The following is a 23,584-nucleotide window of genomic DNA, read 5'->3' on the forward strand; positions in this document are numbered from 1 at the left end:
CCCGCCGGAGGCGACCGCTTGCCGCGTCGGCTCCCGCGGCCCGCGGGCTGCCGGCCCGCGACCCTTCAGCCCGCCGTGGCGAGCGACGCTGCCTTCGTCGACTTGCTGCGGCGCGCGGCCCAGGCCACCGCCGGGAAGCCCATCAGCAACAGGGCGAGGGATTCCGGCTCCGGCACCGGCGCGGCGACCGCGGAGAGACTCGTCAGGGCGGCGGTCGATGCGTCCGCATAGGTCACGTGCAGCGAGCCGTTGTACCAACCGCTGTTGGTGGGGGTGTCGAACACGCGCCCCTGGATGACCATGGTGTAGTCGCCGGCCTCGAGGTTGAAGCCGTTGATGCGCGCGAACTCGTTGTGGCCCGGACCTTCCATGCCCACGTAGGTGCGCTCGCCGTTGCGATCGAAGGCAATGAAGTCGGTGGTGATCATGAAAAACGGATCACCGCGCGTGGGGCTGTTGGGGAACAGCTCGCCGGTGCGCGTGAAATTGAGGTCGATCCCGCCGAAGACGGCGCTGGCCGCGCTGGCCAGGGAGAACTTGAAGTAGTTGGTGAACGACCAAGCGGACGGATCGTTCGGGTCGGGATTGCCGAACGCCGTGCATGCACCGCCGAAGGTGACGCCGGCCGTGCTCCCGGGCGCGTCGGGCTGCAGGGTACCGAGGTTGCGGCCGCTGGTCATGCAGGTGGCCGCGCCGAACGCGAGGTTGGCACAGGCGAGCAGGGCGCCGGCGCAGAGGATTTTGGGCTGGATCATCGAGTGCTCCGAACTTGGCAGAAGGCGCATTGGAGCCCGCGTGTCAAGCATCGACAACCCCTCGATCAGGTGCACATCCGCTATGCGTCGCAGGCAGTTGCCGCTGCGCGTCATCGCCGCAGAGGCCCGTCGCCATCGGGGCTCTCGGCCCATCAGGGCTTCGGCGCGACGCGCCGACGTCGCCCTTGCCCGGTCATGGCCCCGACGATCGGAACCGCCGTCAGCAGCGCGGCCCAGGTCGCCGGCTCGGGTACGGGTGCGGCCACCGATGGATCCACGTAGCTGACATTCAAGGTGCCGTCGTACCAGCCGCTGCGCGTCGGTGTGTTGAAGACACGCCCCAGGACCACCAGGGAATAAGCGCCTGCGTCGAGATCCTGGGCGGTGAGAAACGCCCGCTCGTACAAGCCCGGAAGCTCCCCGCCAGTGTCGACCACGACCCCGTCACGGATCAGCCAGATCGAACCAATGCCGATCATGTAAAGGGCTTGGCCACCGTTGGCCACGCTGTCACGGGTGAAGTTGAGGTCGAGGTCAGCGATGAGAAGCGTTGCCGGCCCGGCCAGCGTGAAGTGAAACGTCTGCGAGAACGTCCATTCATCGCCGGTCGGCGGGTCCGCAGGCGCCGAGGCGGTGCACCATGCGCCGAAGTCGGCGCCAGTCCCGGGCCATGGCGAATGCCCCAAGGTGCCAAGCGACAGGGGGCTCGTTGCACACGTGGCAGCAGACACCACTTGCGCTGCGGCCAGCAAGGCCGCCGTCATCAAGGCATTTCGGCACATGGGCTTCTCCTTGGAGAACGCGGTCGGGCTGCGGCCCGAACGGCCCAGCAATTGAAGGCCCGTTCCGGCATCGCGACCACCCCTTGAACGGGTGCTCATCCGAACCGAGCCTTACTCCCCTAGGCACCAGCCGCTGGACCCCGCAAAGGGGTCACGCCCTTGGGTGCCTGACCAGGCTGCGGGCTTGCCAGCGCACGTCGCGACTCAGTTCGTCGAGTGACGCTCGGGGCTGCGTCCCCCACGGACAGCCCATCCCACCGCCGGGAGCCCATCAACCACAACGCCCATTTGGCTCGGGATGAACCGGACGCTAGGCGCCTCGGGCGCGGTCCGCCTTGAACTGCGCGACGAACGCGGGGAAGGTGCCGGCCTCCAGCGCTTCACGCATCTCGCGCATCAGGTTCACGTAGTAGTGCAGGTTGTGGATGCTGGCCAGCATGGGGGCGAGCATCTCGCCGCAGCGCTCCAAGTGGTGCAGGTAGGCGCGGCTGAAGTTCTGGCAGGTGTGGCAGCTGCACGTCGGGTCGATCGGGCCTTCGTCGGTGCGGAACCGGCTGTTGCGCAGCCGCACGTCGCCGAAGCGGGTGAAGAGGTGCGCGTTGCGCGCATTGCGCGTCGGCATGACGCAGTCGAACATGTCGACGCCGGCCGCGACGCCCTCGACGAGGTCTTCCGGTGTGCCCACGCCCATGAGGTAGCGCGGCTTGTGCGCCGGCAGCCGATGCGGCGTGTGGGCCATGATGCGCTGCATCTCGGCCTTGGGCTCACCCACACTCACGCCGCCGATGGCATAGCCCGGCAGGTCGAGTTCGACCAGCGAGGCCAGCGACTCCTCGCGCAGGTTCTCGAACATCCCGCCCTGCACGATGCCGAACAAGGCGTTCGGGTTCTCGTTGCGGTTGAACTCGGCGAGGCACCGGCGCGCCCAACGCAGGCTGAGCTCCATCGACGAGCGCGCCTCGCGCTCGGTGGTGAGGTGGCCCTTGGTCTCGTACGGCGTGCACTCGTCGAACTGCATGACGATGTCGCTGTTGAGCGCGCGCTGGATCTGCATGCTGATCTCGGGCGTCAGGAAGAGCTTGTCGCCGTTGACGGGCGAGGCGAAGCGCACGCCCTCCTCGCTGATCTTGCGCATCTCGCCAAGGCTCCAGACCTGGAAGCCGCCGCTGTCGGTCAGGATGGGCCGCTTCCAGTTTTCGAAACGGTGCAGGCCGCCGAACTGGTTGAGGATGTCGACGCCCGGGCGCAACCACAGGTGGAAGGTGTTGCCGAGGATGATCTGGGCGCCCATCGCCTCGAGCGAGGAGGGCAGCACGCCCTTGACGGTGCCATAGGTGCCGACCGGCATGAAGACAGGTGTCTCGACGACACCGTGGTTCAGGGTCAGGCGGCCGCGACGGGCGAGGCCGTCGGTGTGGAGCAGTTCGAACTGGAGCATTCCGCGATTGTCGCAGCGAAGGCCGCGCCCGCCGGGGATCAGTGGGCGGGATCCGGGGCGGCCATCGGCGGAATTCACGTTCAGTGCCGACCCAGGCTCGCACCCGCTGCGGCCGGCCTCACTCGGCTCGCACCATCAGCACGGTCTTGTTGCGGTCTTCCACCATCCAGAGCCGCCCGGCGCGGTCGACGGCCAGGCCGGTCGGTGCGCCCTTGGGCCGCACGCCCGCCACCGCGTCCCAACCCCCTAACACCTCCATCGGTCGGCCAACGGGTCGTCCGCGAGCGTCGAGATTCAAGCTCATCACGCGCTGCCCCGTGGCGCGATGGCCGTGCCAGGCGACGAGCAACTGGCCGGCCCAGGGGCTGGGACTGCTGGTTGGCACCGCCAGGAAATGCAGCGGCGCTGCGTGCGCCGGCCACACCTGAGCGGGGGCGTCGGTCGCGCGGCAGTCCACGGGCTCGCGCAAGGCACGCGCCGGCTTGCGGGCGCCCACGCAATGCGGCCATCCGTAGTGGCCGCCTTCGCGCAGCAGGTTGAGCTCTTCGGGCGGTTCGTTCGCGTCCGGATAGTCGATGGAGTTCTCGCCCTGCAGCAGGGTGTCGCCCACGAAGGCGAGCGCCACGGCATTGCGCAGGCCGGTGGCATAGGGACGAAGGGCCACCTGCCCGTCCCGCCCGAGGACGGCCTCATAGACGGCGCCGCGCGGCCGGGGGCCTTCGGCTTCGGGGCAGCGGGCCGGCACCTGGCCGGAGGCATCCCGGCACGCGTCCGAGTGCGAGCCGACATTGATGAAGAGCTGGCCCTTCGGCCCGAAGGCGATTTCCTTCAGCGGGTGAGCGCCGTCGGCCGGCAGCTGGTCCACCACCACCTCCTGCACGACGGGACCGGTGGTGGCGGTGCGCCAGATGCGTCCCGCTTCGCCGACATACGCCTTGCCGTCCGGGCCGATGACGAGGCCGAGCGGCCGGTCGAGCCGGTTGGCAAGCGTGGTGATGCGCACGCGCTCGGCCGGGTCCTTGGCCGCCTCGTTGAGCGTCATCTCGAGCAGGCGACCCTGCCGCGGCTCCCAGCTGCCCATGTCGATGAGCCAGTAGCGGTTGGCCGACACCTCGACGATGCGGCGCGGGAAGCGGAGGCCCCGGGTGGCGTCGGCCACCAGCGCCACGCACTGGCCGGTGGGCGCGGCGATCTTCAGCCTCGGAAAACCGCCGCAAGTGCCGTCAGGCGCATAGGGCGCGGCCTGCACGACGCCCATCCAGCAAAGACCCAACGCACAGGCGAACAGGCGCTTCATGCAGCGGCTTCGAGCGGAATGCGCGCCAGCAGCATGGCGTCGCCATAGCTGAAGAAGCGGTAGCGCTCCGCAATGGCATGGCGGTACAGGGCCATCACGTGGGCATGCTCGGCAAGTGCACTCACCAGCATGAGCAGGGTGCTCTTGGGCAGGTGGAAGTTGGTGACGAGCAGGTCCACCACCTGGAAGCGAAAGCCCGGCGTGATGAAGATCGCCGTGTCGCGGCTGCCGGCTTCCAGCGTGCCGGAGACGGCGGCCGACTCCAGTGCGCGCAAGGTGGTGGTGCCGACCGACACGATGCGCCCGCCGGCCGCACGGGTGGCAGCGATGGCGTCGACCGTGGACTGCGGCACCTCGAACCACTCGCTGTGCATGCGGTGCTCGGCGATGTTCTCGGTGCGCACCGGCTGGAAGGTGCCGGCGCCCACGTGCAAGGTGACCGCGGCCCGCTGCACACCGCGCTCGGCCAGCGCGGCGAGCAAGGGTTCGTCGAAGTGCAGGGCGGCGGTGGGGGCAGCCGCCGCGCCGGGGCGCGCGGCAAACACCGTCTGGTAGCGGCGTTCATCCTCCGCGCTGTCCGCATGCGAGATGTAGGGCGGCAGGGGCACGTGGCCGTGGCGCTCCAGCAGCGCGAACGGCTCGGAAGGAAAGCGCAGGTGAAAGAGCGAGTCCTCCGGGCCGGCACGGCCCAGCACCTCGGCCTCAAAGTGGCTGGTGCCATCGCCGCTCGTGAAGCGCACCCGGCCGCCGGCCTTGGGCGACTTGCTGGCCCTCAGGTGCATCAGCACCTCATGGCCGGGCAGCACCCGTTCCACCAGCGCCTCGACCGCGCCCCCGGTGGTCTTGGCGCCGAGCAGGCGCGCCTTGATCACCCGGGTGTCGTTGAACACCAGCAGGTCGCCCGGCTGGAGCAACGAGGGCAGGTCGCGGAAGATGCGGTCGGCCGGCGGCGAGGCTGTGCCGTCAAGCAGCCGGGAGGCGCTGCGCTCGGCAGCGGGATGCTGGGCGATCAGCTCGGGCGGCAGGTCGAAATCGAAGTCGCTCAGCGAGTACGAACGGGACATGGAAGGCGTTTCAGCGGGGGACGGCGTTGCGGAATCCAGGGTCGGTGAAGAGCAGGCCGACCAGCTTGCTGTACACGGCGCTGCGCTCGCGCGCGGCGTCTGCGCCGGCATCCCAGGTGGCGTTGGCCCGGAGTTCGCGGTCATACACCACGCGGCCGCCAGCCACCGTCACCGTGAAGCGCGCCGCGACGCTGCCGGCCTGTCGCTGGAAACTGGCGTCCACCAGCTGCCCCTGCACCACCGCGCCGGAGGCGGCATCGAAGACGCCGGCACCCTGCAGTTCGGTGACGAGGGTGTCGCGCAAGTAGCGGGCCTCGACGGCGCGGTCGTCGGCCCTGGCGCTGAAGTCGCCCACGGCCACGGGACGGATGCCGGCGGCCCGGGCCTTCTGGAAGTTGTCGGTGGTGGACTGCGACGAGGGCAGGGCGGGGCTTTGCGCGCAGCCGCCCAGCAGCGCGGCAAGGGCCAGGGCGGCAGGCGGCACGAGGCCGGCAAAGGGAAGTCGGGGCATGGAGATTCCAGTGAGGCTCGGGCGGTGGATCGGGCCGCGCGCGATACGACGGCGGGCGCCGCCATGCTATCAGCGCCGTCACGGGCAGAATCGCCCCCATGACCGAGGTCACACCCCCGCAGAAGAAGGAGAAGTCCGGCCCGCAGAAGGCCCTGGACAAGCTCAACCTGCGCCGCGACATCGACCTCGCGCTGCACCTGCCGTTGCGCTACGAGGACGAGACACGCATCACGCCGGTGAGCGCCCTGCGCGACGGCGACACCGCCCAGGTCGAGGGCGAGGTCACGCAGTGCGAGATCCAGTTCCGGCCGCGGCGGCAGCTGGTCGCCCGGCTCGACGACGGCACCGGCACGCTCGTCATGCGCTTCATCCATTTCTATCCCAGCCACCAGAAGACGCTGGCGGCCGGCCAGCGGGTGCGGGTGCGCGGCGAGGCGCGTGGGGGCTTCTTCGGCATCGAGATGGTCCACCCGTCGTTTCGGGCGGTGGGCGAAGCCACGCCGCTCGCCACCGCGCTGACGCCGGTGTACCCGACGACCGCGGCGCTGCCGCAGGCCTACCTGCGCAAGGCGGTGGCTGCCGGGCTTCGCCGCGCCGACCTGTCCGAGATCATTCCGCAGGCCTTGGTGCCGCGTGGCATGTGGGGTCTGCGCGAGGCCTTGCGCTTCCTTCATGAACCGGCGCCCGACGTGAGCCTCGCCGAGCTGGAAGACCACAGCCATCCCGCATGGCAGCGCCTCAAGTTCGAGGAGTTGCTGGCGCAGCAGCTCTCGCAGCTGCAGGCCAAGCGCGAACGCGAGCACCAGCGCGCGCCGCGTTTCGCGGTGCGTGCCGGCGGCCTGCAGGAGCGCCTGCTGGGCGCGCTGCCGTTCTCGCTCACCAGCGCTCAGCGCCGGGTGGTCGAGGAGATCGCGCTCGACCTGCAGCGGGAGGTGCCGATGCACCGGCTGCTGCAGGGCGACGTCGGCTCGGGCAAGACGGTGGTGGCCGCCATGGCGGCGGCGGTCGCGATGAACGAAGGCTGGCAGTGCGCCCTGATGGCGCCCACCGAGATCCTCGCCGAGCAGCACTTTCGCAAGTTGATCGGCTGGCTGGAACCGCTCGGCATCCGCATCGCCTGGCTGACCGGCAGCCGCAAGGGCCGCGGGCGCCGCGAGATGCTGGAGGCCGTGGCCTCCGGCGAGGCCGCGCTGGTGGTGGGCACGCACGCGGTCATCCAGCAGGACGTGGCCTTCAAGCGCCTGGGCCTGGCCATCATCGACGAACAGCACCGCTTCGGTGTGGCGCAGCGCTTGGCTTTGCGCGAGAAGCTGGTGGACGAGGCCGAGGGGCTGGAGCCGCACCTGCTGATGATGTCGGCCACGCCCATTCCGCGCACGCTCGCGATGACGCTCTTCGCGGACCTGGACGTCAGCACCATCGACGAGCTCCCCCCGGGCCGCACGCCGATCGTGACCAAGGTGTTCAGCGACGCGCGGCGCCACGACGTGATCCACACCATCGCCACCGAAGCCGAGCGCGGCCGCCAGGTGTACTGGGTGTGCCCGCTGATCGAGGAATCGGAGTCGCTCGACCTGCAGAACGCCACCGAGACGCACCAGCAGCTCGTCGCGGCGCTCCCCAACCAGCAGGTGGCACTGCTTCACGGCCGCATGCCGGCGGCGGAAAAGGCCGCCGTGATGGCGGAGTTCACCGCAGGCCGTACCCACGTGCTGGTCAGCACGACGGTCATCGAGGTGGGCGTGGACGTGCCCAACGCCTCGCTGATGGTGATCGAGCATGCCGAACGCTTCGGCCTCAGCCAGCTTCACCAGTTGCGCGGCCGGGTGGGGCGAGGGTCGGTGGCGAGTGTCTGCGTGCTGCTCTACAGCCCACCCCTGTCGGACACCGGCAAGTCACGCCTGCGGGCGATGGTGGAAACGCAGGACGGCTTCGAGATCGCTCGCCGCGATCTCGAGATCCGGGGCCCCGGCGAGTTCATGGGCGCCCGGCAGTCGGGCGCGCCGCTGCTGCGCTTCGCCGACATGGCGCTCGACGAGCCGCTGGTTCAGCTGGCGCGTGGCGCGGCCGAGGCGATGCTGGACCGCCACCCCGAGGCCGCCGAGCAGCACGTGGCGCGTTGGCTCGGCGCCCGCTCCGACTACCTCAAGGCCTGACGCCGACGGGCCGCGGTCGGATAATCTCCGTCCATGACGCTCACAGAACTGCGCTACATCGTCGCCGTCGCCCGGGAGAAGCACTTCGGCCGGGCTGCCGAAGCCTGCTTCGTGTCCCAGCCGACGCTCAGCGTGGCGATCAAGAAGCTCGAGGACGAGCTCGAGGTCAAGCTGTTCGAGCGCGGCGCGAACGAGATCACCGTCACCCCGCTGGGCGAGGAGATCGTGCGTCAGGCCCAGACCGTGATCGAAGGGGCCGCCGGCATCAAGGAAACCGCCAAGCGTGGCAAGGACCCGGTCTCCGGTCCGCTGCGCCTGGGCGTCATCTACACGATCGGCCCCTACCTGCTGCCTGACCTGGTGCGCAACGCCATCGAGCGCGTGCCGCAGATGCCGCTGATGCTGCAGGAGAACTTCACGGCCCGGCTGCTCGACATGCTGCGCACCGGCGAACTCGACTGCGCCATCATGGCGGAGCCCTTCCCGGACACCGGACTCGCCGTGGCGCCGCTCTACGACGAGCCGTTCATGGTGGCCGTGCCCAAGACGCATGCGCTCGCCAAACGCAAGCAGATCAGCGCCGAGGAGCTCAAGCAGGAAACCATGCTGCTGCTCGGCACCGGCCACTGCTTCCGCGACCACGTGCTGGAGGTCTGCCCCGAATATGCCCGCTTCTCGAGCGATGCCGAGGGCATCCGCAAGAGCTTCGAAGGGTCGTCGCTCGAGACCATCAAGTACATGGTGGCCTCCGGCATGGGGGTGACCGTGGTGCCGCAGCTGAGCGTGCCCAAGGAGACCCAGGCGCACGTTCGCTACGTCCCCTTCAGCGCCCCGGTGCCCACCCGCCGGGTGGTGCTTGCCTGGCGGCGCACGTTCACCCGCTACGAGGCCATCGCCGCACTGCGCAACGCCATCTACGCCTGCGAGCTGCCCGGGGTGCAACGGCTGTCCTGAGGGCCAGCCGGGGGGAAGTCTGCCGGAGATCAAGGGCACGCCCCTGCGGACTTATCAACCACGGGTGGAGTCGTTAGACTGTTCCGGAACCCTTTCTCCCCGGAGTCTCCATGGCCAAGAAATCCAAGATCACCGCTGAATCCACCCCGATGCCGAGCGCCGACACGAGCGCGATGGCCATCCAGATCGGCATCGGTGACAAGGATCGGGCGGCGATTGCCGCGGCGCTGAGCCGCCTGCTCGCCGACACCTACACGCTCTACCTGACGACCCACAACTTTCACTGGAACGTCACCGGGCCGATGTTCAACACGCTGCATGCGATGTTCATGACCCAGTACACCGAGCTCTGGAACGCGGTGGACCCGATCGCCGAGCGCATCCGGTCCCTCGGCCACAAGGCCCCGGGCTCCTATGCCCAGTTCGGTGCATTGGCCTCGGTGCCTGACGCGCCGGCGATGCCGCCGAAGGCGCTCGAGATGGTGCGCCTGCTGGTGACCGGCCACGAGGCGGTGGCCCGCACGGCCCGCAGCGTGTTCCCGCTCGCCGACAAGGCGGGCGACGAACCGACGGCCGACCTGCTGACCCAGCGCATCGCGGTGCACGAACAGGCTGCCTGGATGCTGCGCAGCCTGCTCGAGGAATGAGGGCCTGACCGTGACGGCGGAAACGCGGCGGGTGGCCCTGGTCGTGTTCGATGGCTTCAGCGAACTCGACACCTTCATCACCTTCGGCCTGCTCAACCGGCTGAATGCGTCCGGCTGGAAGGCCGAGCTTGCGGCGCCGACGGCACGGGTCAGTTCCATGAGCGGCGTCACCGTCGACGTCGCCCAGCCGCTGGAGTTCGCGAACGAGGCGGACGCGGTGGTATTTCCGGGCGGGCTCTACGCCCGCGCCATCGCCGAGAACTCCGCGGTGATCGACCGGCTGGCGCTCGATCCCGTGCGCCAGTTGATCGGCGGCCAGTGCTCGGGCACGCTGATGCTCGCCCGGCTGGGCCTGCTGGCCGACATGCCGGCCAGCACGGACGCCACCAGCAAGCCGTGGATGGTGCAGGCCGGCGTGCGGGTGATCGACGACCTGCCGTTCCAGGCCCGCGGCCCGGTGGCCACCGCCGGTGGCGCACTCGCGGCGCACTACCTGGCGACCTGGCTGATGTGGCGAGCGGTCGGCGTCGACCTCACCACGCAAGCCTTGCAGCACGCCGCCCCGGTGGGCGAGGAGAAGGCCTGGACCGATCGCCTCTTGGCGGTGGTGCGGCCCTTCACGGGCTGAGGGCAGGCCACCTGTCAGCGCGTCGCGCAGCCCCGGTGGCCGCGAGGCACAGGACGGCCGGACCGACGCGTTGCTTTGCGTTGCGTTGACGGCAACGCCGTGCGTGCCAATACTGGCGGTGCCCGCCGCAGTCCGCGGCATGCGCCTCGGCAGACGACATGGCTTGCACCCTCTATTTCTCGCGCAACCCCAATCCTCGGTTGGCCGTGGCGGTGGCCCGTCACCTGGACGCACCGGTGGACTTCCAGTTCGCCGAGCCCCTGGCCCCGGGCGAGGCCGAGAAGTACCGGCACCTGAACCCCTCGCTGCGCCTGCCCATCCTGGGCGAAGCGGGGCGTTCATTGTGGGAAGCGGACGCCATCGCCTGCCGCCTCTCCCGCATGCAAGGGTCGGACTTCTGGCGACAAGGCGACGACGAACCCGACATGATTCGCTGGATCAGCTGGTCACGCGACCACTTCATGCGCGCCTGCGACATCGTGCATTTCGAGCGTGGAACCAAGCCGCGCTACGGCCTGGGCCCCCTCGACGAGGCCGCTCTTGCCGACGGCCTTGCCACGTTCCAGGCGAGCGCTGCGATCCTGGATGCCCATCTCCGCCAACAGCACTGGCTGCTGGCGAGCGGACTCAGCTATGCCGACTTCCGCATGGCGACCTTCCTGCCCTTCAACGACATCGCCCGACTGCCCTTGGGCGAGCACCCGGCGTTGCAGGCCTGGTACGGGCGCCTCATGGCGCTCCCAGGCTGGGCGGACCCCTTCGCCGGGCTCAGTGCCCCGGAACTGCCGCCGGTGCCGGCTTGACTCCTCTCCGGGCAACGGCGCCCCACGCCCTGAGCTTTGCCCCGGCCGGGTTTGCCGATGCGGACGCCCTTGCCGCATTGCGTGTGGTGGCGATGCGAGAGAGCCTGGAGCGCATCGGCCGGTTCGACCCGCAGCGCGCCCGGGACCGACTGCTGGCGAACTTCTCGCCGTCCTGCACCGAGGTCATCGTGTGGGAAGGCCGGCGCGTGGGCTTCCATGTCGTCAGGCGTGCGCCCGAAGGACTGGTCCTGGACCATCTGTACCTCCTTCCGAGCCACCAGGGAAGAGGCATTGGCACGGCGGTCCTCACCCGCATCCTGTCGGCCGCCGACCGCGAGGGACTGGCGGTGCGGGTGACTGCGCTCAAGGGCAGCGAGGCCAACGCGTTCTACCGCCGGCATGGCTTCTCGTTGACCGCAGAAAGCGCGTTCGACAACCACTATGTCCGCCACGCCGTGGCGCATGGCTGACGGCGTTTGTCGCAACGATGGCGGGCCGGCAAAGGCTCGCGGGCGCCCGCGCTGCGGGGACGGTGCGCGGTCTGCCTGCAGGCGCGTACCATCCGCCCATGAAAATCCCTCCGCGGCTGCTGCCGCTGCTCGAAGACGGGCTCATCGACAGCGTGGTGCGCCAGTTGATGAGCGGCAAGGAAGCGATGGTGTTCGTGGTGCGCAGCGGCGAGCACACGCGCTGCGCCAAGGTCTACAAGGAGGCCAACCAGCGCAGCTTCCGGCAGGCCGTCGACTACACCGAGAACCGCAAGACGAAGAACAGCCGACAGGCGCGGGCGATGGCCAAGGGCACGCGCTTCGGGCGGGAGTCGCAGGAGGCCGCGTGGCAGAGCGCCGAGGTGGACGCGCTGTACCGGCTGGCCGCGGCCGGCGTCCGGGTGCCCGAGCCCATCGGTTTCCACGAGGGCGTGCTGCTCATGGAACTGGTGACCGATGCCCATGGGGACGCCGCACCGCGGCTCAACGACGTGAGCTTCGAAGCCGAGGACGCCCGTCGCCACCACGCTTTCCTGATCCAGCAGGTGGTGCGCATGCTGGCGGCCGGCGTGGTGCACGGCGACCTCTCGGAGTACAACATCCTGATGGGCGCGGAGGGCCCGGTGATCATCGACCTGCCGCAGGCGGTGGACGCGGCCGGCAACAACCACGCGCAGGCGATGCTGACCCGCGACGTGACCAACCTGAAGAACTTCTTCGGGCAGTTCGCTCCCGACCTGCTGGACACTGACTACAGCGGCGAGATCTGGTCGCTCTACGAGCGCGGCGCGCTGTCAGTCGATGCGCCGCTCACCGGCCGCTTCCAGCGCGCCGACAAACCGGTGGACCTGGCGAGCGTCGTGCGGGAGATCGACGACACCCTGGCCGACGAGGCGTCCCGCCGATTGCGCATGGGTCACTGAGAAACACGACAAGCGCGCACCGGCTTGCCCGTTCTCAGTGGCGGCCCTGCGCGTTGGCCAGCCACTCATGCGCTTCAAACCCCATGATTGCCAGTGCAGCGGCAAGGACGAGGTACTGAAGGCCGAAACTCACGCGATCCCGGCCGGACAGCCTCCGGGCCTCGTTCGGAGCGCCCTTGAAGGCCGCGAACACCTGCGGCACCGCCGCGACCGCCAGCAGCACCAGCAACGGACTGGGGCGCCAGAGAAACAAGGCAGCCAGGATCGGGGCGCCGACCAACCACGACGCAGGCGATATCACGCCGGCGATTCGGCCACCGTCGAGCGGTCGTATGGGGATGAGATTGAACAGATTCAGCATGAAGCCTGCCTGCGCAAGCGCCATCCACAGCAGCCCGTGGCCGCTGACGCCCATCAGGTAGCAGCCGAACGCGGCGATGCTGCCAAGCATGGGGCCGGCCAACGCGACATGCGCCTCGGTCGCAGGACGCAGATCGGTTTCCTTCAAGGCGATCCACGCACCCACGAATGGGATGAAGACCGGTGCGCCCACCGCCAGACCATGCTGGCGCGCCGCCGCGAAGTGCCCGAGCTCGTGCACGAGGATCAGCAGGACGAACCCGGCGGCGTACGGCCAGCCGAACGCTTGCGCATATACCGCGATGGACACGAGCATGGTGCCCCCGGTCAGGAGCAGCTTGCCCACGCCGCCCTTGGCCAGCATGAGCAGGAGCAGCTTCATGTCGCCCCTCTTTCAGCAACAGCGGCCTCGTAGGCCGCCACGATGGCGCTTGATTTCTCTGTTGCCAGATGCCGAAGCTCCGGACCGAGTTCGGCGACCTTGTGGGGGTCGTAAGCGAGAAGCTGTCGGTCCCGGGCTGAACGGATCTCGTCGAGTGAGGCGTCGGGCCGCACGGCCAGGACCTGCGACCAGTCGGGGGAGGTCGGCACATCGCGTTGCGGGCCTTCACGTTCCGGCTGAGATTGAGGCCACAAGGAAGCGCGTTCGTCCTTGCAGCGATCAGCGCGGCCCTTCAGCAGGAAATCAATCAACCAGTAGCCTGCAGCGGCACCAATGCCGATCACGAGCCATTCGACCGTGGTCATTCGTTCTCCTCGGGCTGAAGCGTGCCAGCCACACGCTGCAGACGAGCCATGCGCGCGGACGCTTCCGGCTCCAGATCGATCTGCTCGCGGACGCGTCGAAGAAGCTGGCGTCGAAGGAGGGCCACTTCGTCGCTGTCGGCCAGGCCGCACCGCACTCCCTCCAGCGACACGCCGGCGCCGGCGCCGGCGGCCAGGGTGACCCTGCGTACCGCATTGATGCAGAACGGGGGGCAAGCCATGCATTCAATGCACAGCTTCCAGAATGCGGACCTGTGCATGCCGCAACGGACGGCGTCACGGCGCAACCCGATCAATACGACCGCACAAGTGACGTAGATCGCTGCAAAAACCGCTACGGTCTGCGCCGCGGTGGCCGGCGCGAACAGGGCGATGGGCATGGCTGCGAACATCAGCAGAAGCAGCAAGACAACGCCAACACGAGGCGCTCTTCCACAAGCATCGAACTCTGGCAGAACGCCTGACTCGGCCGAGTCGAAACCGCGCTCGAACGACCACTTCACCCGGAACACGGCTCGCCAGGGCGTCAGCGGATGGGGCAGGAACGGCTCATGGCCTCGTAGTTTCCATGCATGGGCGCCGAATCGCGGACGCCAGCCGCTGCGAATGCGCACCAGAGCAAGCTCGTCTGGGCGAAGGAGCAACAGACTGTCGTAGATATACAGACCAAGTGCCAACAGCACGAGGCCAGTCTCCGGGCTCAAGGTCACGCGCCTTTGCGCTTGAACAGCTTGCCCAGGGCTCCCGCGAAGGCGAGGACACCGACCAGCACGAGCTTCCAGCCGGCAGCCAGCGCGCCTACGATCATTTTCCAGAAGCCGGTCTTGGTGGCGACCGCTGCGGCGCCCCCGGCGACGAGGGCGGCAAGACCGAACTGGGCAACGCGGTCGCCTTGTTTGAACTCGCCATACTTGTGACCATCGTTGAAATCGAATCGGGCGAGAACGGTCTTGAATTCGGCGACGTCCGTCTGCAGCGACTCGGGCGAAGTGACCAGGACGACCCGCTCATAGCCCGTGCGGCCGAGCACGCGTACGGTGTAGTTGACGATCGGGCTGGGATCGTCCGCTGCATGCAATCGCAAGGCCCATTCGAGGCGGCGAGTGGCGGCATCGTAATGTGGCGGCACCGACCAACCGTCGGTGTGCAGCTCAGGAAAGCCTTGCTTGCGCCGCTCCTCGTTGGACGGGCCGTCGGATTCCTTGAGTTGTTTCAACAGCGCATCGGCATCGATCTTCTCGTCGTCCTCGATGTGACCGGAGTCCTCATACTCGAACGTCGCCCACCAGTTGCCACCGCTGACAATGTGAACACCGTTGGACGGCAAGTTGCCGGTGAGCTTGAGAAACTTGTTGCTCTCTGCTTCAGACAACGCGCCCGTCTTCTCGGGAAGCGCAATCGACGCTTGTGCCCCCAGTGGCAGGGTCGCGGGTCCCGCCTGCCACTGCAGGTCCGCGAGCGGGTTGCGCGCTGGTTCTTCGCCTCGGGCGGTCTGCCCCGCCGTCGCCAGGGCGGCAGTCATCAGTGTGGCCCAGAGCCACTTTGTCGTTGTACTCACAGATCTCTCCCCTTGATGCACGGCCGAACGGCTTCGTGCGGTTCCTGTACCGGAACGTGTGTTGTCAGCTTTGCCTAGCGACTTGTCGACGCAGAGCGGCAAGAAATATAGCGGACCGCGGCCTAACCCGGTGGCCTCGATCTGCGGCGGAATGCCGGCCCGTCGGGTTCAGCGTGCATGCGTTGCCGTGTCTTTGCGCTAGCGCAAGCAGGTCCGATCGTGGATTGCGCGGGCACCGCGACGAGAGACGCGGCAGCGCCCGGGCCTTGCAGGGGCAGGCGCGGATCAAAGCGGTCCGCGACGCGGATCATCAGTCGCGTCGGGTCCGAAAGAGAAAGCGCTTTGGGACAGCCTCAGGCCGGCGGCGCCGGCACCGTCCACCGCTTCGTCACGTCCCCCGCCCCGTTCACGCTTTCCATCTGCACGCCGAAGCCCCACAGGCGAGCGACGTGCTTGAGGACTTCCTGGGCGCCTTCGTGCAACGGCCGGTCGTTGTGCTGGGTGTGGCGCAGGGTGAGGGACCGGTCGCCGCGCAGGTTGACGTTCCAGACCTGGATGTTGGGCTCGCGGCTGCCGAGATCGTATTGGTGCGACAAGGCTTCGCGCACACGGCGGTAGCCCGCCTCGTCGTGGATGGCGGCCACCTCGAGTTCGCTGTCCTTCTCGTCGTCGACGATGGAGAAGAAGCGGAACTCGCGCATCAGGTTAGGCGACAGGTACTGGCCGATGAAGCTCTCGTCCTTGAAGTTGCGCATGGCGTGGTCGACGGTCTCGAGCCAGTCTCGGCCTGCGAGGTCGGGGAACCAGTGGCGGTCCTCGTCGGTCGGGCGCTCGCAGATGCGCTTGATGTCGGTGTACATCGCGAAGCCGAGGGCATACGGGTTGATGCCACTGTAGCCACGGTCGGTCACTCGCGGTTGGTACACCACGTTGGTGTGGGACTTCAGCCATTCGATCATCAGGCCGTCCGACAAATGGCCGTCGTCGTACATGGTGTTGAGCAGGTGGTGGTGCCAGAAGGTCGCCCATCCCTCGTTCATCACCTGCGTTTGCCGCTGCGGATAGAAGTACTGCGCCACCTTCCGGACGATGCGAACGATCTCGCGCTGCCAGGGTTCGAGCAGCGGCGCGTTCTTCTCGATGAAGTAGAGCAGGTTCTCCTGCGGCTCCTCGGGAAAGCGCTGAGCCTGGGCCTCCTCGGCCGCCTTCTCAGCCTTGGGCGGCAAGGTGCGCCACAGGTCGTTGATCTGGCGCTGCGCGTAGGCTTCGCGGTCCTTGCGTTCGGCGAGTTCCTGGGCGAGCGAACGGCGGCTGGGACGGCGGTAGCGGTCCACGCCGTGGTTCATCAGGGCGTGGCAGCTGTCGAGCAGGGCTTCGACGGCATCGAGCCCGTGGCGCTCCTCGCAATCCGCCACGTAATTCTTGGCGTAGACGAGGTAGTCGATGATGGACGACGCATCCGTCCACATGCGGAACAGGTAGTTGCCCTTGAAGAAGCTGTTGTGGCCGTATGCCGCGTGCGCGATCACGAGGGCCTGCATGCCCATCGTGTTCTCCTCCATCAGGTAGCTGATGCAGGGGTTGGAGTTGATGACGATCTCATAGGCCAGGCCCATGTGGCCGCGCCGGTAGTTCTTCTCGGTGGAGATGAACTCCTTGCCGTAGCTCCAGTGCCGGTAGTTCACCGGCATGCCCACCGAGGCATAGGCGTCCATCATCTGCTCGGCCGTGATGATCTCGAGCTGGTTGGGGTAGGTGTCGAGCCCGAAGCGTTCGGCGGTGACCTTGATGCGCTCGTGGTAGCGCTCGATGAGCTCGAACGACCAGTCGGACGGCGAGGGCAGGGGCTCGCTGGCGCGCGGGGGCGGGCGGATGTCGCTGGCGCGAATGCCGCGCCGGCCGGCATCCAACGCTTCCATGGCCGCGGTACTGCGGCCCGGGGCATGGGGCAGGGCGCTCATGCGGTGGCTCCTTCCTTCTTGAACAGCTCGCGGAAAACCGGGTAGATCTGCGAAGCCTCGGTCACCTTGCGGATGGCGAAGCTCTTGGCGTCGGCCGCCAGCGCGCTGTACTCGTCCCAGAGGTTCTGTTCCTCCTCGGCCACCTGCACATAGGCGAAGTAGCGGCACAGCGGCAGGATGTTGTTGGCCAGCAGCTCGCGGCAGCGGCCGCTGTCGTGGTGCCAGTTGTCACCGTCACTCGCCTGCGCGCCGTAGATGTTCCACTCGCTCGTCGGGTAGCGGGCGCGGGCGATCTCCTCCATCAGCACCAGGGCGCTGGACACCACCGTGCCGCCCGTCTCGGTGGAGTGGAAGAAGTTCTGTTCGTCCACCTCCTGGGCCTGGGTGTGGTGGCGGATGAAAACGATGTCGATGCGCTCGTAGTGCCGCGTGAGGAAGAGGTAGAGCAGGATGAAGAAGCGCTTGGCCAGGTCCTTGCGGGACTCGTCCATCGAGCCCGACACGTCCATCAGGCAGAACATCACGGCCTTGGCGGTGGGCACCGGCACCCGCACGCGACTCCGGTAGCGCAGGTCGATGGGGTCGAGGTAGGGAATGCGGCCGATGCGCGCGCGCAGCACCTCGATGGCCGCCTGCAGGCGGGCGATCTCGGCCGGATGGCCGCCGGTGGGCGAGGCCTGGAGTTCGCCCAGCTCTGCCTCAAGCTCGGCGAGTTCACGCCGTGCCTCCGACCCGAGCGCGATGCGACGCCCGATGGCGCCGCGCATGGAGCGAACGACATGCAGGTTGTTCGGCGTGCCGTCACTGCTGAAGCCCGCCCGGTGCGTCTTGAACTCCGGCGTTTCCGCCAGCGTGGTGCGGGCCAGGTTGGGCAGGGCGAGGTCGTCGAAGAAGACCTGCATGAACTCTTCCTTGGTGAGGTGGAAGACGAAGTCGTCTTCTCCCTCGCCGGAGTCGCTCGCCTGGCCGCCTCCGCTGCCACCGCCACCGCCCTTGGGGCGCTCGATGCGGTCACCCCGGACGTAGTCCTGGTTGCCGGGATGGACCATCTCCCGCTTGCCGCCCTGGCCGTGGCCGAAGACGGGCTCGGCGATGTCGCGCCGGGGGATGTGGATGTCTTCCCCCTGCGCCATGTCGCGGATGCCGCGTCCGTCGACGGCCCGCTTGACCGCCTCCCGGATCTGCTCCTTGTGGCGGCGCAGGAAGCGCTCACGGTTGCCGATGGACTTGTTCTTGCCCGCGAGTCGTCGATCGATGATCTGCTGGAACATGCGACTCCTTTTGTCTGTCTCGCGGCCCGGCTAGGTGCTCCAGGCCGCGCGGGGCCCCAGCGTCCGGTCGCCGGAAGCCGGGCCCCATCCCCTCGGGGGATCGGTCGCGGTACGCCGTGACCGAGGGGCCGTCATGAACTCTTGCGAACCCGCAGGTACCACTCGCACAGCAGGCGAACCTGCTTTGGCGTGTAGCCCTTGGCGACCATGCGGGTGACGAAGTCCTCGTGCTTCTTGGCTTCGTCGGCACTCGCCTTGGCATTGAAGCTGATCACCGGCAGCAACTCCTCGGTGTTCGAGAACATCTTCTTCTCGATCACGGTGCGCAGCTTTTCGTAGCTCGTCCACACCGGGTTGTTGCCCGCGTTGTTGGCGCGAGCCCGCAGCACGAAGTTGACGATCTCGTTGCGGAAGTCCTTCGGGTTCGCGATGCCGGCCGGCTTCTCGATCTTCTCCAGCTCCGCATTCAGCGACGCGCGGTCGAACACCTCGCCGGTGTCGGTGTCGCGGTATTCGTGGTCCTGGATCCAGTAGTCCGCATACGTGACATAGCGGTCGAAGATGTTCTGCCCGTATTCGCTGTAGCTTTCGAGGTAGGCGGTCTGGATTTCCTTGCCGATGAACTCGGCATAGCGCACCGCCAGGTGTTCCTTGATGAAGGCCAGGTAGCGCTGTTCGACATCGGCCGGGAACTGCTCACGCTCGATCTGCTGCTCGAGCACGTACATCAGGTGGACCGGGTTCGCGGCCACCTCGGTGCTGTCGAAGTTGAAGACCTTGCTGATGATCTTGAACGCGAAGCGAGTCGAGATGCCGCTCATGCCTTCGTCGACGCCCGCGTAGTCGCGGTACTCCTGGAAGCTCTTGGCGCGCGGGTCGGTGTCCTTCAGGTTCTCGCCGTCGTACACGAGCATCTTGGAGTACAGGCTCGAGTTCTCGGGCTCCTTCAGACGGGTGAGCACGGCGAACTGGCTCATCATCTTCAAGGTGCCGGGCGCGCAGGTGGCCTGCGCGAGTGACGAGCCGCGCAACAGCTTCTCGTAGATCTTCACTTCCTCGCTCACCCGCAGGCAGTACGGCACCTTGACGATGTAGATGCGATCGAGGAAAGCCTCGTTGTTCTTGTTGTTGCGGAAGGTCTTCCACTCGCTCTCGTTGCTGTGCGCCAGCACCACGCCGTCGAAGGGAATGGCGCCGAAGCCTTCGGTGCCCTTGTAGTTGCCTTCCTGGGTGGCGGTCAGCAGCGGGTGCAGCACCTTGATGGGCGCCTTGAACATCTCGACGAACTCGAGGAGGCCCTGGTTCGCGAGGCACAGGCCACCGGAGTAGCTGTAGGCATCGGGATCGTCCTGGGCGTAGGTCTCGAGCTTGCGGATGTCGACCTTGCCGACGAGGGAGCTGATGTCCTGGTTGTTCTCGTCACCTGGCTCCGTCTTGGCGATGCCCACCTGCTTGAGCACCGAGGGGAAGCGACGCACCACGCGGAACTTGCGGATGTCGCCGCCGTACTCCTCGAGGCGCTTGACAGCCCACGGCGAGAGCACGCGGTTGAGGTAGCGGCGGGGGATGCCGTATTCCTTCTCCAGGATGGGACCGTCCTCGATCGGATCGAAGAGACCGAGTGGCGTCTCGTTCACCGGCGAGCCCTTGATCGCGTAGAAGGGCACTTCCTGCATGAGCGACTTGAGCCGCTCGGCAATGGACGACTTGCCGCCGCCGACCGGACCCAGCAAGTACAGGATCTGCTTCTTTTCCTCCAGGCCCTGGGCGGCATGGCGGAAGTACGAGACCACCTGCTCGATGGCGTCTTCCATGCCGTAGAACTCGGCAAAGGCGGGGTAGACCTTGATCACCTTGTTGGCGAACAAGCGTGACAGGCGCGGGTCGTTGCGCGTGTCGACCGTCTGGGGCTCCCCGATCGCCCTGAGCATGCGCTCGGCCGCGGTGGCGTAGGCAATCGGGTTGCGCTTGCACTCGTCGAGGTACTCCTCCAGCGAGAGTTCCTCTTCACGGGTTCGCTCGAAGCGAGCGGCGAAATGGCTGATGACATCCATGCTGACCTCCTAGCATCAGGACAACCTTGCAGAGGGGCCACCTCTGCGCCGTTGGGGGAAGTTCTGATGAAGCCCGTTGCGGGACTCCATCAGAGCTTTCCTTCAGGTCAGCTCGCCGGTCTCAAACCGATCGCTTCATCTTCTGCACTTCATCTCGTGCGCATCGTCTCTTGTGCACCATCTCATGTGCATCAATGCGTGCACTTCAATTCGTCGGCACCCTGCGCCTGGGCTCGTGCGCCTTGCGGGACCGAGACGCGTCGCAGTGCGGTGGCGCCCCGGATCCTTGCCTCATTTTTACCAAGCTTCGCGAACTCACGCTTGCATGATGCGCCGATAACCCCGCCTGTGGCACACCGCAAATCGTGCTGATTGCAACAAACATCGGCCTTGGCCTGCACCCTTCAACTGCAGTGTGCATCGATCCGACGCCGCTTGCACGGCACACCTGACTGAGCCCGACATGCGCTTGCGAGTTCCGTCGGTGAATTCACTGTCAACCGCGTACGGGCTCAGTAGCAGATGTCATTCCCGGCCGAGGCCGAGCTTGTCCAGCAGGCCGTTCAATTCGTCGAGCGAGCCGAACTGGATGGCGACCTCGCCCTGTTCGCCGCGCTTGGTGCGCTTCTTCACCCGGATCTCGACCGGGGCGGTGAGGGCATCGGAGAGTTCCTGCTCGATGCGCGCGATGTCACGCGGCTTCTCCTTGGACACGCGCAGCAGCGGTTGCTGGCGCGCACTCATGGTGCGCGTCACGAGCTTCTCGGCGTCTCGCACGCTGAGCTTCTTGGCCACGATCTCGGCCGCACTGAGGATCTGCTGCGCCCCTTCGAGGGGCAGCAGGGCGCGCGCGTGTCCCATGTCGATGTCGCCGGCCATGAGCATCTGCTGCACGGGCTCGGCGAGGTTGAGCAGTCGCAGCAGGTTGCTGGCCGCGCTGCGCGAACGACCCACCGCCTGCGCCGCCTGTTCGTGCGTCAGGTGGAACTCGTTGACCAGACGCGCGATGCCGTGCGCTTCCTCGAGCGGGTTGAGGTCCTCGCGCTGGATGTTCTCGATGAGCGCCATGGCGGCCGCGGCTTCGTCCGGGACCTCTCGCACCAGCACGGGCACTTCATCGAGTCCGGCGAGTTTTGCAGCACGCGAACGGCGTTCACCGGCAATGATTTCGAACCGGTTCAGGCCCACGGGGCGCACGAGGATGGGCTGCATGATGCCCTGCGCGCGGATGCTTTCGGCCAGCTCGTAGAGCGAACCTTCGTCCATGCGCGTGCGCGGCTGGTACTTGCCCGGTTGAAGTTGCGAGATCTTCAGCGTGCGCGGCGTGCCGTCGTCCGCAGGCAGGGGAACATCGCTGACAGTGGGGCCGAGCAGCGCTTCGAGGCCGAGGCCGAGGCCTTTGGGTTTCTTGGTGACCATGGGCGCATTCTCACTGATCCTCAGGCGCGTGGGCAGCAGAGAGGGAAGGGCTCGCGCCGGGTGAGTCGCGGTGGGAAACGAGGCACCGGCGGGGCCGTGTGGCGAACCCCACAGGTCGTCGGCGACGAAGGACGGCTGCCCCGATCAGTCCGGCCAGACGGGTTGGCCCTTCTCTCTGCGGCCCGCGCGCCTAGTGCGGCACGCCCCACGTCTGCAGCAATCGCCGGCCGTCGGGCCAGTCGCCGAGACCGGAGTCGCCGTTCAGGTGCCCACGCGTCCCCTCGGCACGCGCGTCGCTGCCCCATGCCGCGGCGATGTCCACGGCGCGAGTCGGGCTGCAGTAGGGGTCGTCCTCGCTGTACACCAGCGTGCTCGGGAAGGGCAGCGGCCGGCGGGCAACGCTACGCCAGGGCGCGAGTTGCGGAGGAAGGTCGTCCCGGTCCAGGTCCGGCGGCGCGACGAGCAGGGCGCCGCGGACGCGGTCGGTGTGCGCGCTGTGCGACGCCCACGCGGCCACGAGATGGCAGCCCAGGCTGTGGCCGACCAGCACGAGCGGTTGCCGAGCCTGGAGCACGGCGTGCTCGAGCTGGCTCATCCAGTCGCCGCGGCGCGGCCAGAGCCAGTCATCCTGCTCGACCCGAACGTCACCATGCAAGGCCTCCCATCGGCTCTGCCAGTGCGTGGGCCCGGATCCGTTCCAGCCAGGCAGTAGAAGCACCCGGGGTGCGGTCATGGCATGGGGTGCGCGATCGGTCATCGGTGTGGCTTATCCTTCACGACTCAGCAAACGAGGAATCGACCATGAAGTATCGGGTGTTTGTCGACGGCCAGGAAGGCACGACGGGCCTGCGGATCCACGAGTACCTGGCCCAACGGCCGGACATCGAGGTGCTGCGCATCGCGCCCGAGCTGCGCAAGGATGCGGCCGAGCGTGGCCGCCTGCTCAACGCGGCCGACGTGGCCTTCCTCTGCCTGCCGGACGCCGCGTCACGCGAAGCGGTTTCGTTGATCACCAATCCGAACACCTGCGTGATCGACGCGAGCACGGCCTTCCGCACGGCGCCGGGCTGGGCTTTCGGCCTGCCGGAACTGGCACCGCACCAGCGGGACCTGATCCGCGGCAGCAAGCGCATTGCCAACCCAGGGTGCCACGCCACGGCGTTCATCCTGCTCATGCGGCCGCTCGTCGACGCCGGACTCGTGCCGGCCGGTGCCCATGTCAGCGCAACCTCCATCACCGGGTACTCGGGCGGCGGCAAGAAGATGATCGAGCAGTACGAGGCGGGCGGTGACGCGCGCCTGCTGTCACCGCGACCTTACGCGCTGGGTCTGGCCCACAAGCACCTGCCCGAGATGATGGCCCACACGGGTCTGATCGCTTCGCCCTTGTTCGTTCCGGTGGTCGGGCCGTTCCTGAAGGGATTGGCCGTGAGTGTGCCCTTGCATCTGGCCGATTTGCACGCCGGCACGACGGTCGAGAAGCTGGTTGACGCCTACGCCAAGCGCTACGCTGGCGAGCGTTTCGTGCGGGTGCTCCATGCGGGCGACCCGGCGATGCTGGACGACGGCTTCCTCGACGTGCAGGCCTGCAACGACACCAATCGGGTCGACATCATGGTTTTCGGCAACGAGACCCAGGCGCTGGTGGTGGCGCGGCTCGACAACCTGGGCAAGGGCGCCAGCGGCGCGGCCGTCCAGGCCATGAACGTGCACCTCGGCGTGGACGAGGGCCTCGGCCTCTGAGCAGTCG

General features: G+C 67.6%; 23 protein-coding genes. 8 read left to right on the forward strand and 15 right to left on the reverse strand.

Going from position 1 to position 23,584, the window contains the following annotated elements; translation table 11 throughout:
* Positions 1–65: 65 nt before the first annotated feature.
* From ACSQ2F_RS19995 to ACSQ2F_RS20020, 6 genes are all read right to left on the reverse strand, one after another.
* A complete protein-coding gene (locus ACSQ2F_RS19995; protein WP_436025999.1) occupies positions 66–755 on the reverse strand; it encodes a PEP-CTERM sorting domain-containing protein in 690 nt (229 codons plus the stop codon).
* A 152-nt stretch (positions 756–907) separates the two neighbouring features.
* On the reverse strand, positions 908–1,588 hold the full coding sequence (locus tag ACSQ2F_RS20000; protein ID WP_436026000.1) for an FxDxF family PEP-CTERM protein: 681 nt from the start codon (positions 1,586–1,588) through the stop codon (positions 908–910).
* Positions 1,589–1,847: 259 nt separating this feature from the next.
* Positions 1,848–2,975, reverse strand: a complete 1,128-nt coding sequence (tgt, locus tag ACSQ2F_RS20005) for a tRNA guanosine(34) transglycosylase Tgt (RefSeq protein WP_436026001.1) — start codon at positions 2,973–2,975, stop codon at positions 1,848–1,850.
* A gap of 118 nt (positions 2,976–3,093) precedes the next feature.
* Positions 3,094–4,272 (reverse strand): PQQ-dependent sugar dehydrogenase, encoded by a 1,179-nt coding sequence (locus ACSQ2F_RS20010; RefSeq protein ID WP_436026002.1) that lies wholly within the window; start codon positions 4,270–4,272, stop codon positions 3,094–3,096.
* Positions 4,269–5,336 carry a tRNA preQ1(34) S-adenosylmethionine ribosyltransferase-isomerase QueA gene (queA, locus tag ACSQ2F_RS20015; protein ID WP_436026003.1) on the reverse strand — a complete coding sequence of 356 codons (1,068 nt, stop codon included), beginning with the start codon at positions 5,334–5,336 and terminating at the stop codon, positions 4,269–4,271. Before queA ends, ACSQ2F_RS20010 begins: the two co-directional genes overlap by 4 nt.
* Positions 5,337–5,346: 10 nt before the next feature.
* Complete coding sequence (locus tag ACSQ2F_RS20020; RefSeq protein WP_436026004.1) at positions 5,347–5,847, reverse strand: hypothetical protein; 501 nt, start codon at positions 5,845–5,847, stop codon at positions 5,347–5,349.
* Positions 5,848–5,945: 98 nt separating this feature from the next.
* On the opposite strand from ACSQ2F_RS20020, the gene recG reads away from it, so the two are divergent.
* The 7 genes from recG to ACSQ2F_RS20055 all read left to right on the forward strand — a co-directional run bounded on the left by recG (position 5,946) and on the right by ACSQ2F_RS20055 (position 12,446).
* Positions 5,946–8,003 (forward strand): ATP-dependent DNA helicase RecG, encoded by a 2,058-nt coding sequence (recG, locus tag ACSQ2F_RS20025; protein ID WP_436026005.1) that lies wholly within the window; start codon positions 5,946–5,948, stop codon positions 8,001–8,003.
* 33 nt (positions 8,004–8,036) lie between these two features.
* Positions 8,037–8,957, forward strand: a complete 921-nt coding sequence (locus tag ACSQ2F_RS20030; RefSeq protein ID WP_436026006.1) for a LysR substrate-binding domain-containing protein — start codon at positions 8,037–8,039, stop codon at positions 8,955–8,957.
* A 149-nt stretch (positions 8,958–9,106) separates the two neighbouring features.
* Positions 9,107–9,604: a Dps family protein gene (locus ACSQ2F_RS20035; protein WP_436026878.1), complete on the forward strand. Its 498-nt coding sequence runs from the start codon at positions 9,107–9,109 to the stop codon at positions 9,602–9,604.
* A 10-nt stretch (positions 9,605–9,614) separates the two neighbouring features.
* The gene (locus tag ACSQ2F_RS20040) at positions 9,615–10,232 is read left to right on the forward strand and encodes a DJ-1/PfpI family protein (RefSeq protein WP_436026007.1); all 618 of its coding nucleotides are present in this window, start codon (positions 9,615–9,617) and stop codon (positions 10,230–10,232) included.
* Positions 10,233–10,390: 158 nt separating this feature from the next.
* Complete coding sequence (locus ACSQ2F_RS20045) at positions 10,391–11,035, forward strand: glutathione S-transferase family protein (RefSeq protein ID WP_436026008.1); 645 nt, start codon at positions 10,391–10,393, stop codon at positions 11,033–11,035.
* On the forward strand, positions 11,032–11,505 hold the full coding sequence (locus ACSQ2F_RS20050; RefSeq protein ID WP_436026009.1) for a GNAT family N-acetyltransferase: 474 nt from the start codon (positions 11,032–11,034) through the stop codon (positions 11,503–11,505). Before ACSQ2F_RS20045 ends, ACSQ2F_RS20050 begins: the two co-directional genes overlap by 4 nt.
* A 98-nt stretch (positions 11,506–11,603) precedes the next feature.
* Positions 11,604–12,446 carry a PA4780 family RIO1-like protein kinase gene (locus tag ACSQ2F_RS20055; RefSeq protein ID WP_436026010.1) on the forward strand — a complete coding sequence of 281 codons (843 nt, stop codon included), beginning with the start codon at positions 11,604–11,606 and terminating at the stop codon, positions 12,444–12,446.
* A gap of 34 nt (positions 12,447–12,480) precedes the next feature.
* On the opposite strand, the gene ACSQ2F_RS20060 is transcribed toward ACSQ2F_RS20055, so the two are convergent.
* From ACSQ2F_RS20060 to ACSQ2F_RS20100, 9 genes are all read right to left on the reverse strand, one after another.
* Complete coding sequence (locus ACSQ2F_RS20060; protein ID WP_436026011.1) at positions 12,481–13,188, reverse strand: site-2 protease family protein; 708 nt, start codon at positions 13,186–13,188, stop codon at positions 12,481–12,483.
* Positions 13,185–13,553, reverse strand: a complete 369-nt coding sequence (locus tag ACSQ2F_RS20065) for a hypothetical protein (RefSeq protein ID WP_436026012.1) — start codon at positions 13,551–13,553, stop codon at positions 13,185–13,187. The genes ACSQ2F_RS20060 and ACSQ2F_RS20065 overlap by 4 nt, the downstream gene beginning before the upstream one ends.
* Positions 13,550–14,275 (reverse strand): hypothetical protein, encoded by a 726-nt coding sequence (locus ACSQ2F_RS20070; protein ID WP_436026013.1) that lies wholly within the window; start codon positions 14,273–14,275, stop codon positions 13,550–13,552. The genes ACSQ2F_RS20065 and ACSQ2F_RS20070 overlap by 4 nt, the downstream gene beginning before the upstream one ends.
* 2 nt (positions 14,276–14,277) lie before the next feature.
* Positions 14,278–15,093 (reverse strand): DUF2167 domain-containing protein, encoded by an 816-nt coding sequence (locus ACSQ2F_RS20075; protein ID WP_436026014.1) that lies wholly within the window; start codon positions 15,091–15,093, stop codon positions 14,278–14,280.
* Between the two features lie 389 nt (positions 15,094–15,482).
* The gene (locus ACSQ2F_RS20080; RefSeq protein WP_436026880.1) at positions 15,483–17,048 is read right to left on the reverse strand and encodes a SpoVR family protein; all 1,566 of its coding nucleotides are present in this window, start codon (positions 17,046–17,048) and stop codon (positions 15,483–15,485) included.
* A 38-nt stretch (positions 17,049–17,086) separates the two neighbouring features.
* On the reverse strand, positions 17,087–18,361 hold the full coding sequence (locus tag ACSQ2F_RS20085; protein WP_436026015.1) for a YeaH/YhbH family protein: 1,275 nt from the start codon (positions 18,359–18,361) through the stop codon (positions 17,087–17,089).
* 131 nt (positions 18,362–18,492) lie between these two features.
* Entirely contained in the window at positions 18,493–20,415 is a 1,923-nt protein-coding gene (locus ACSQ2F_RS20090) for a PrkA family serine protein kinase (RefSeq protein WP_436026016.1), read from the reverse strand.
* Between the two features lie 525 nt (positions 20,416–20,940).
* Positions 20,941–21,834 (reverse strand): ParB/RepB/Spo0J family partition protein, encoded by an 894-nt coding sequence (locus tag ACSQ2F_RS20095; protein WP_436026017.1) that lies wholly within the window; start codon positions 21,832–21,834, stop codon positions 20,941–20,943.
* Positions 21,835–22,024: 190 nt separating this feature from the next.
* Positions 22,025–22,591, reverse strand: coding sequence for an RBBP9/YdeN family alpha/beta hydrolase (locus ACSQ2F_RS20100; RefSeq protein WP_436026018.1), 567 nt, complete (start codon positions 22,589–22,591; stop codon positions 22,025–22,027).
* Positions 22,592–22,635: 44 nt separating this feature from the next.
* Here ACSQ2F_RS20100 and argC point away from each other — a divergent pair, with 44 nt between their 5' ends.
* On the forward strand, positions 22,636–23,577 hold the full coding sequence (gene argC / locus ACSQ2F_RS20105) for an N-acetyl-gamma-glutamyl-phosphate reductase (protein WP_436026019.1): 942 nt from the start codon (positions 22,636–22,638) through the stop codon (positions 23,575–23,577).
* The last annotated feature ends 7 nt before the right edge of the window (positions 23,578–23,584 follow it).

This window comes from Rhizobacter sp. LjRoot28 (assembly GCF_964253025.1).
Taxonomy (GTDB): Bacteria; Pseudomonadota; Gammaproteobacteria; order Burkholderiales; family Burkholderiaceae_C; genus Rhizobacter.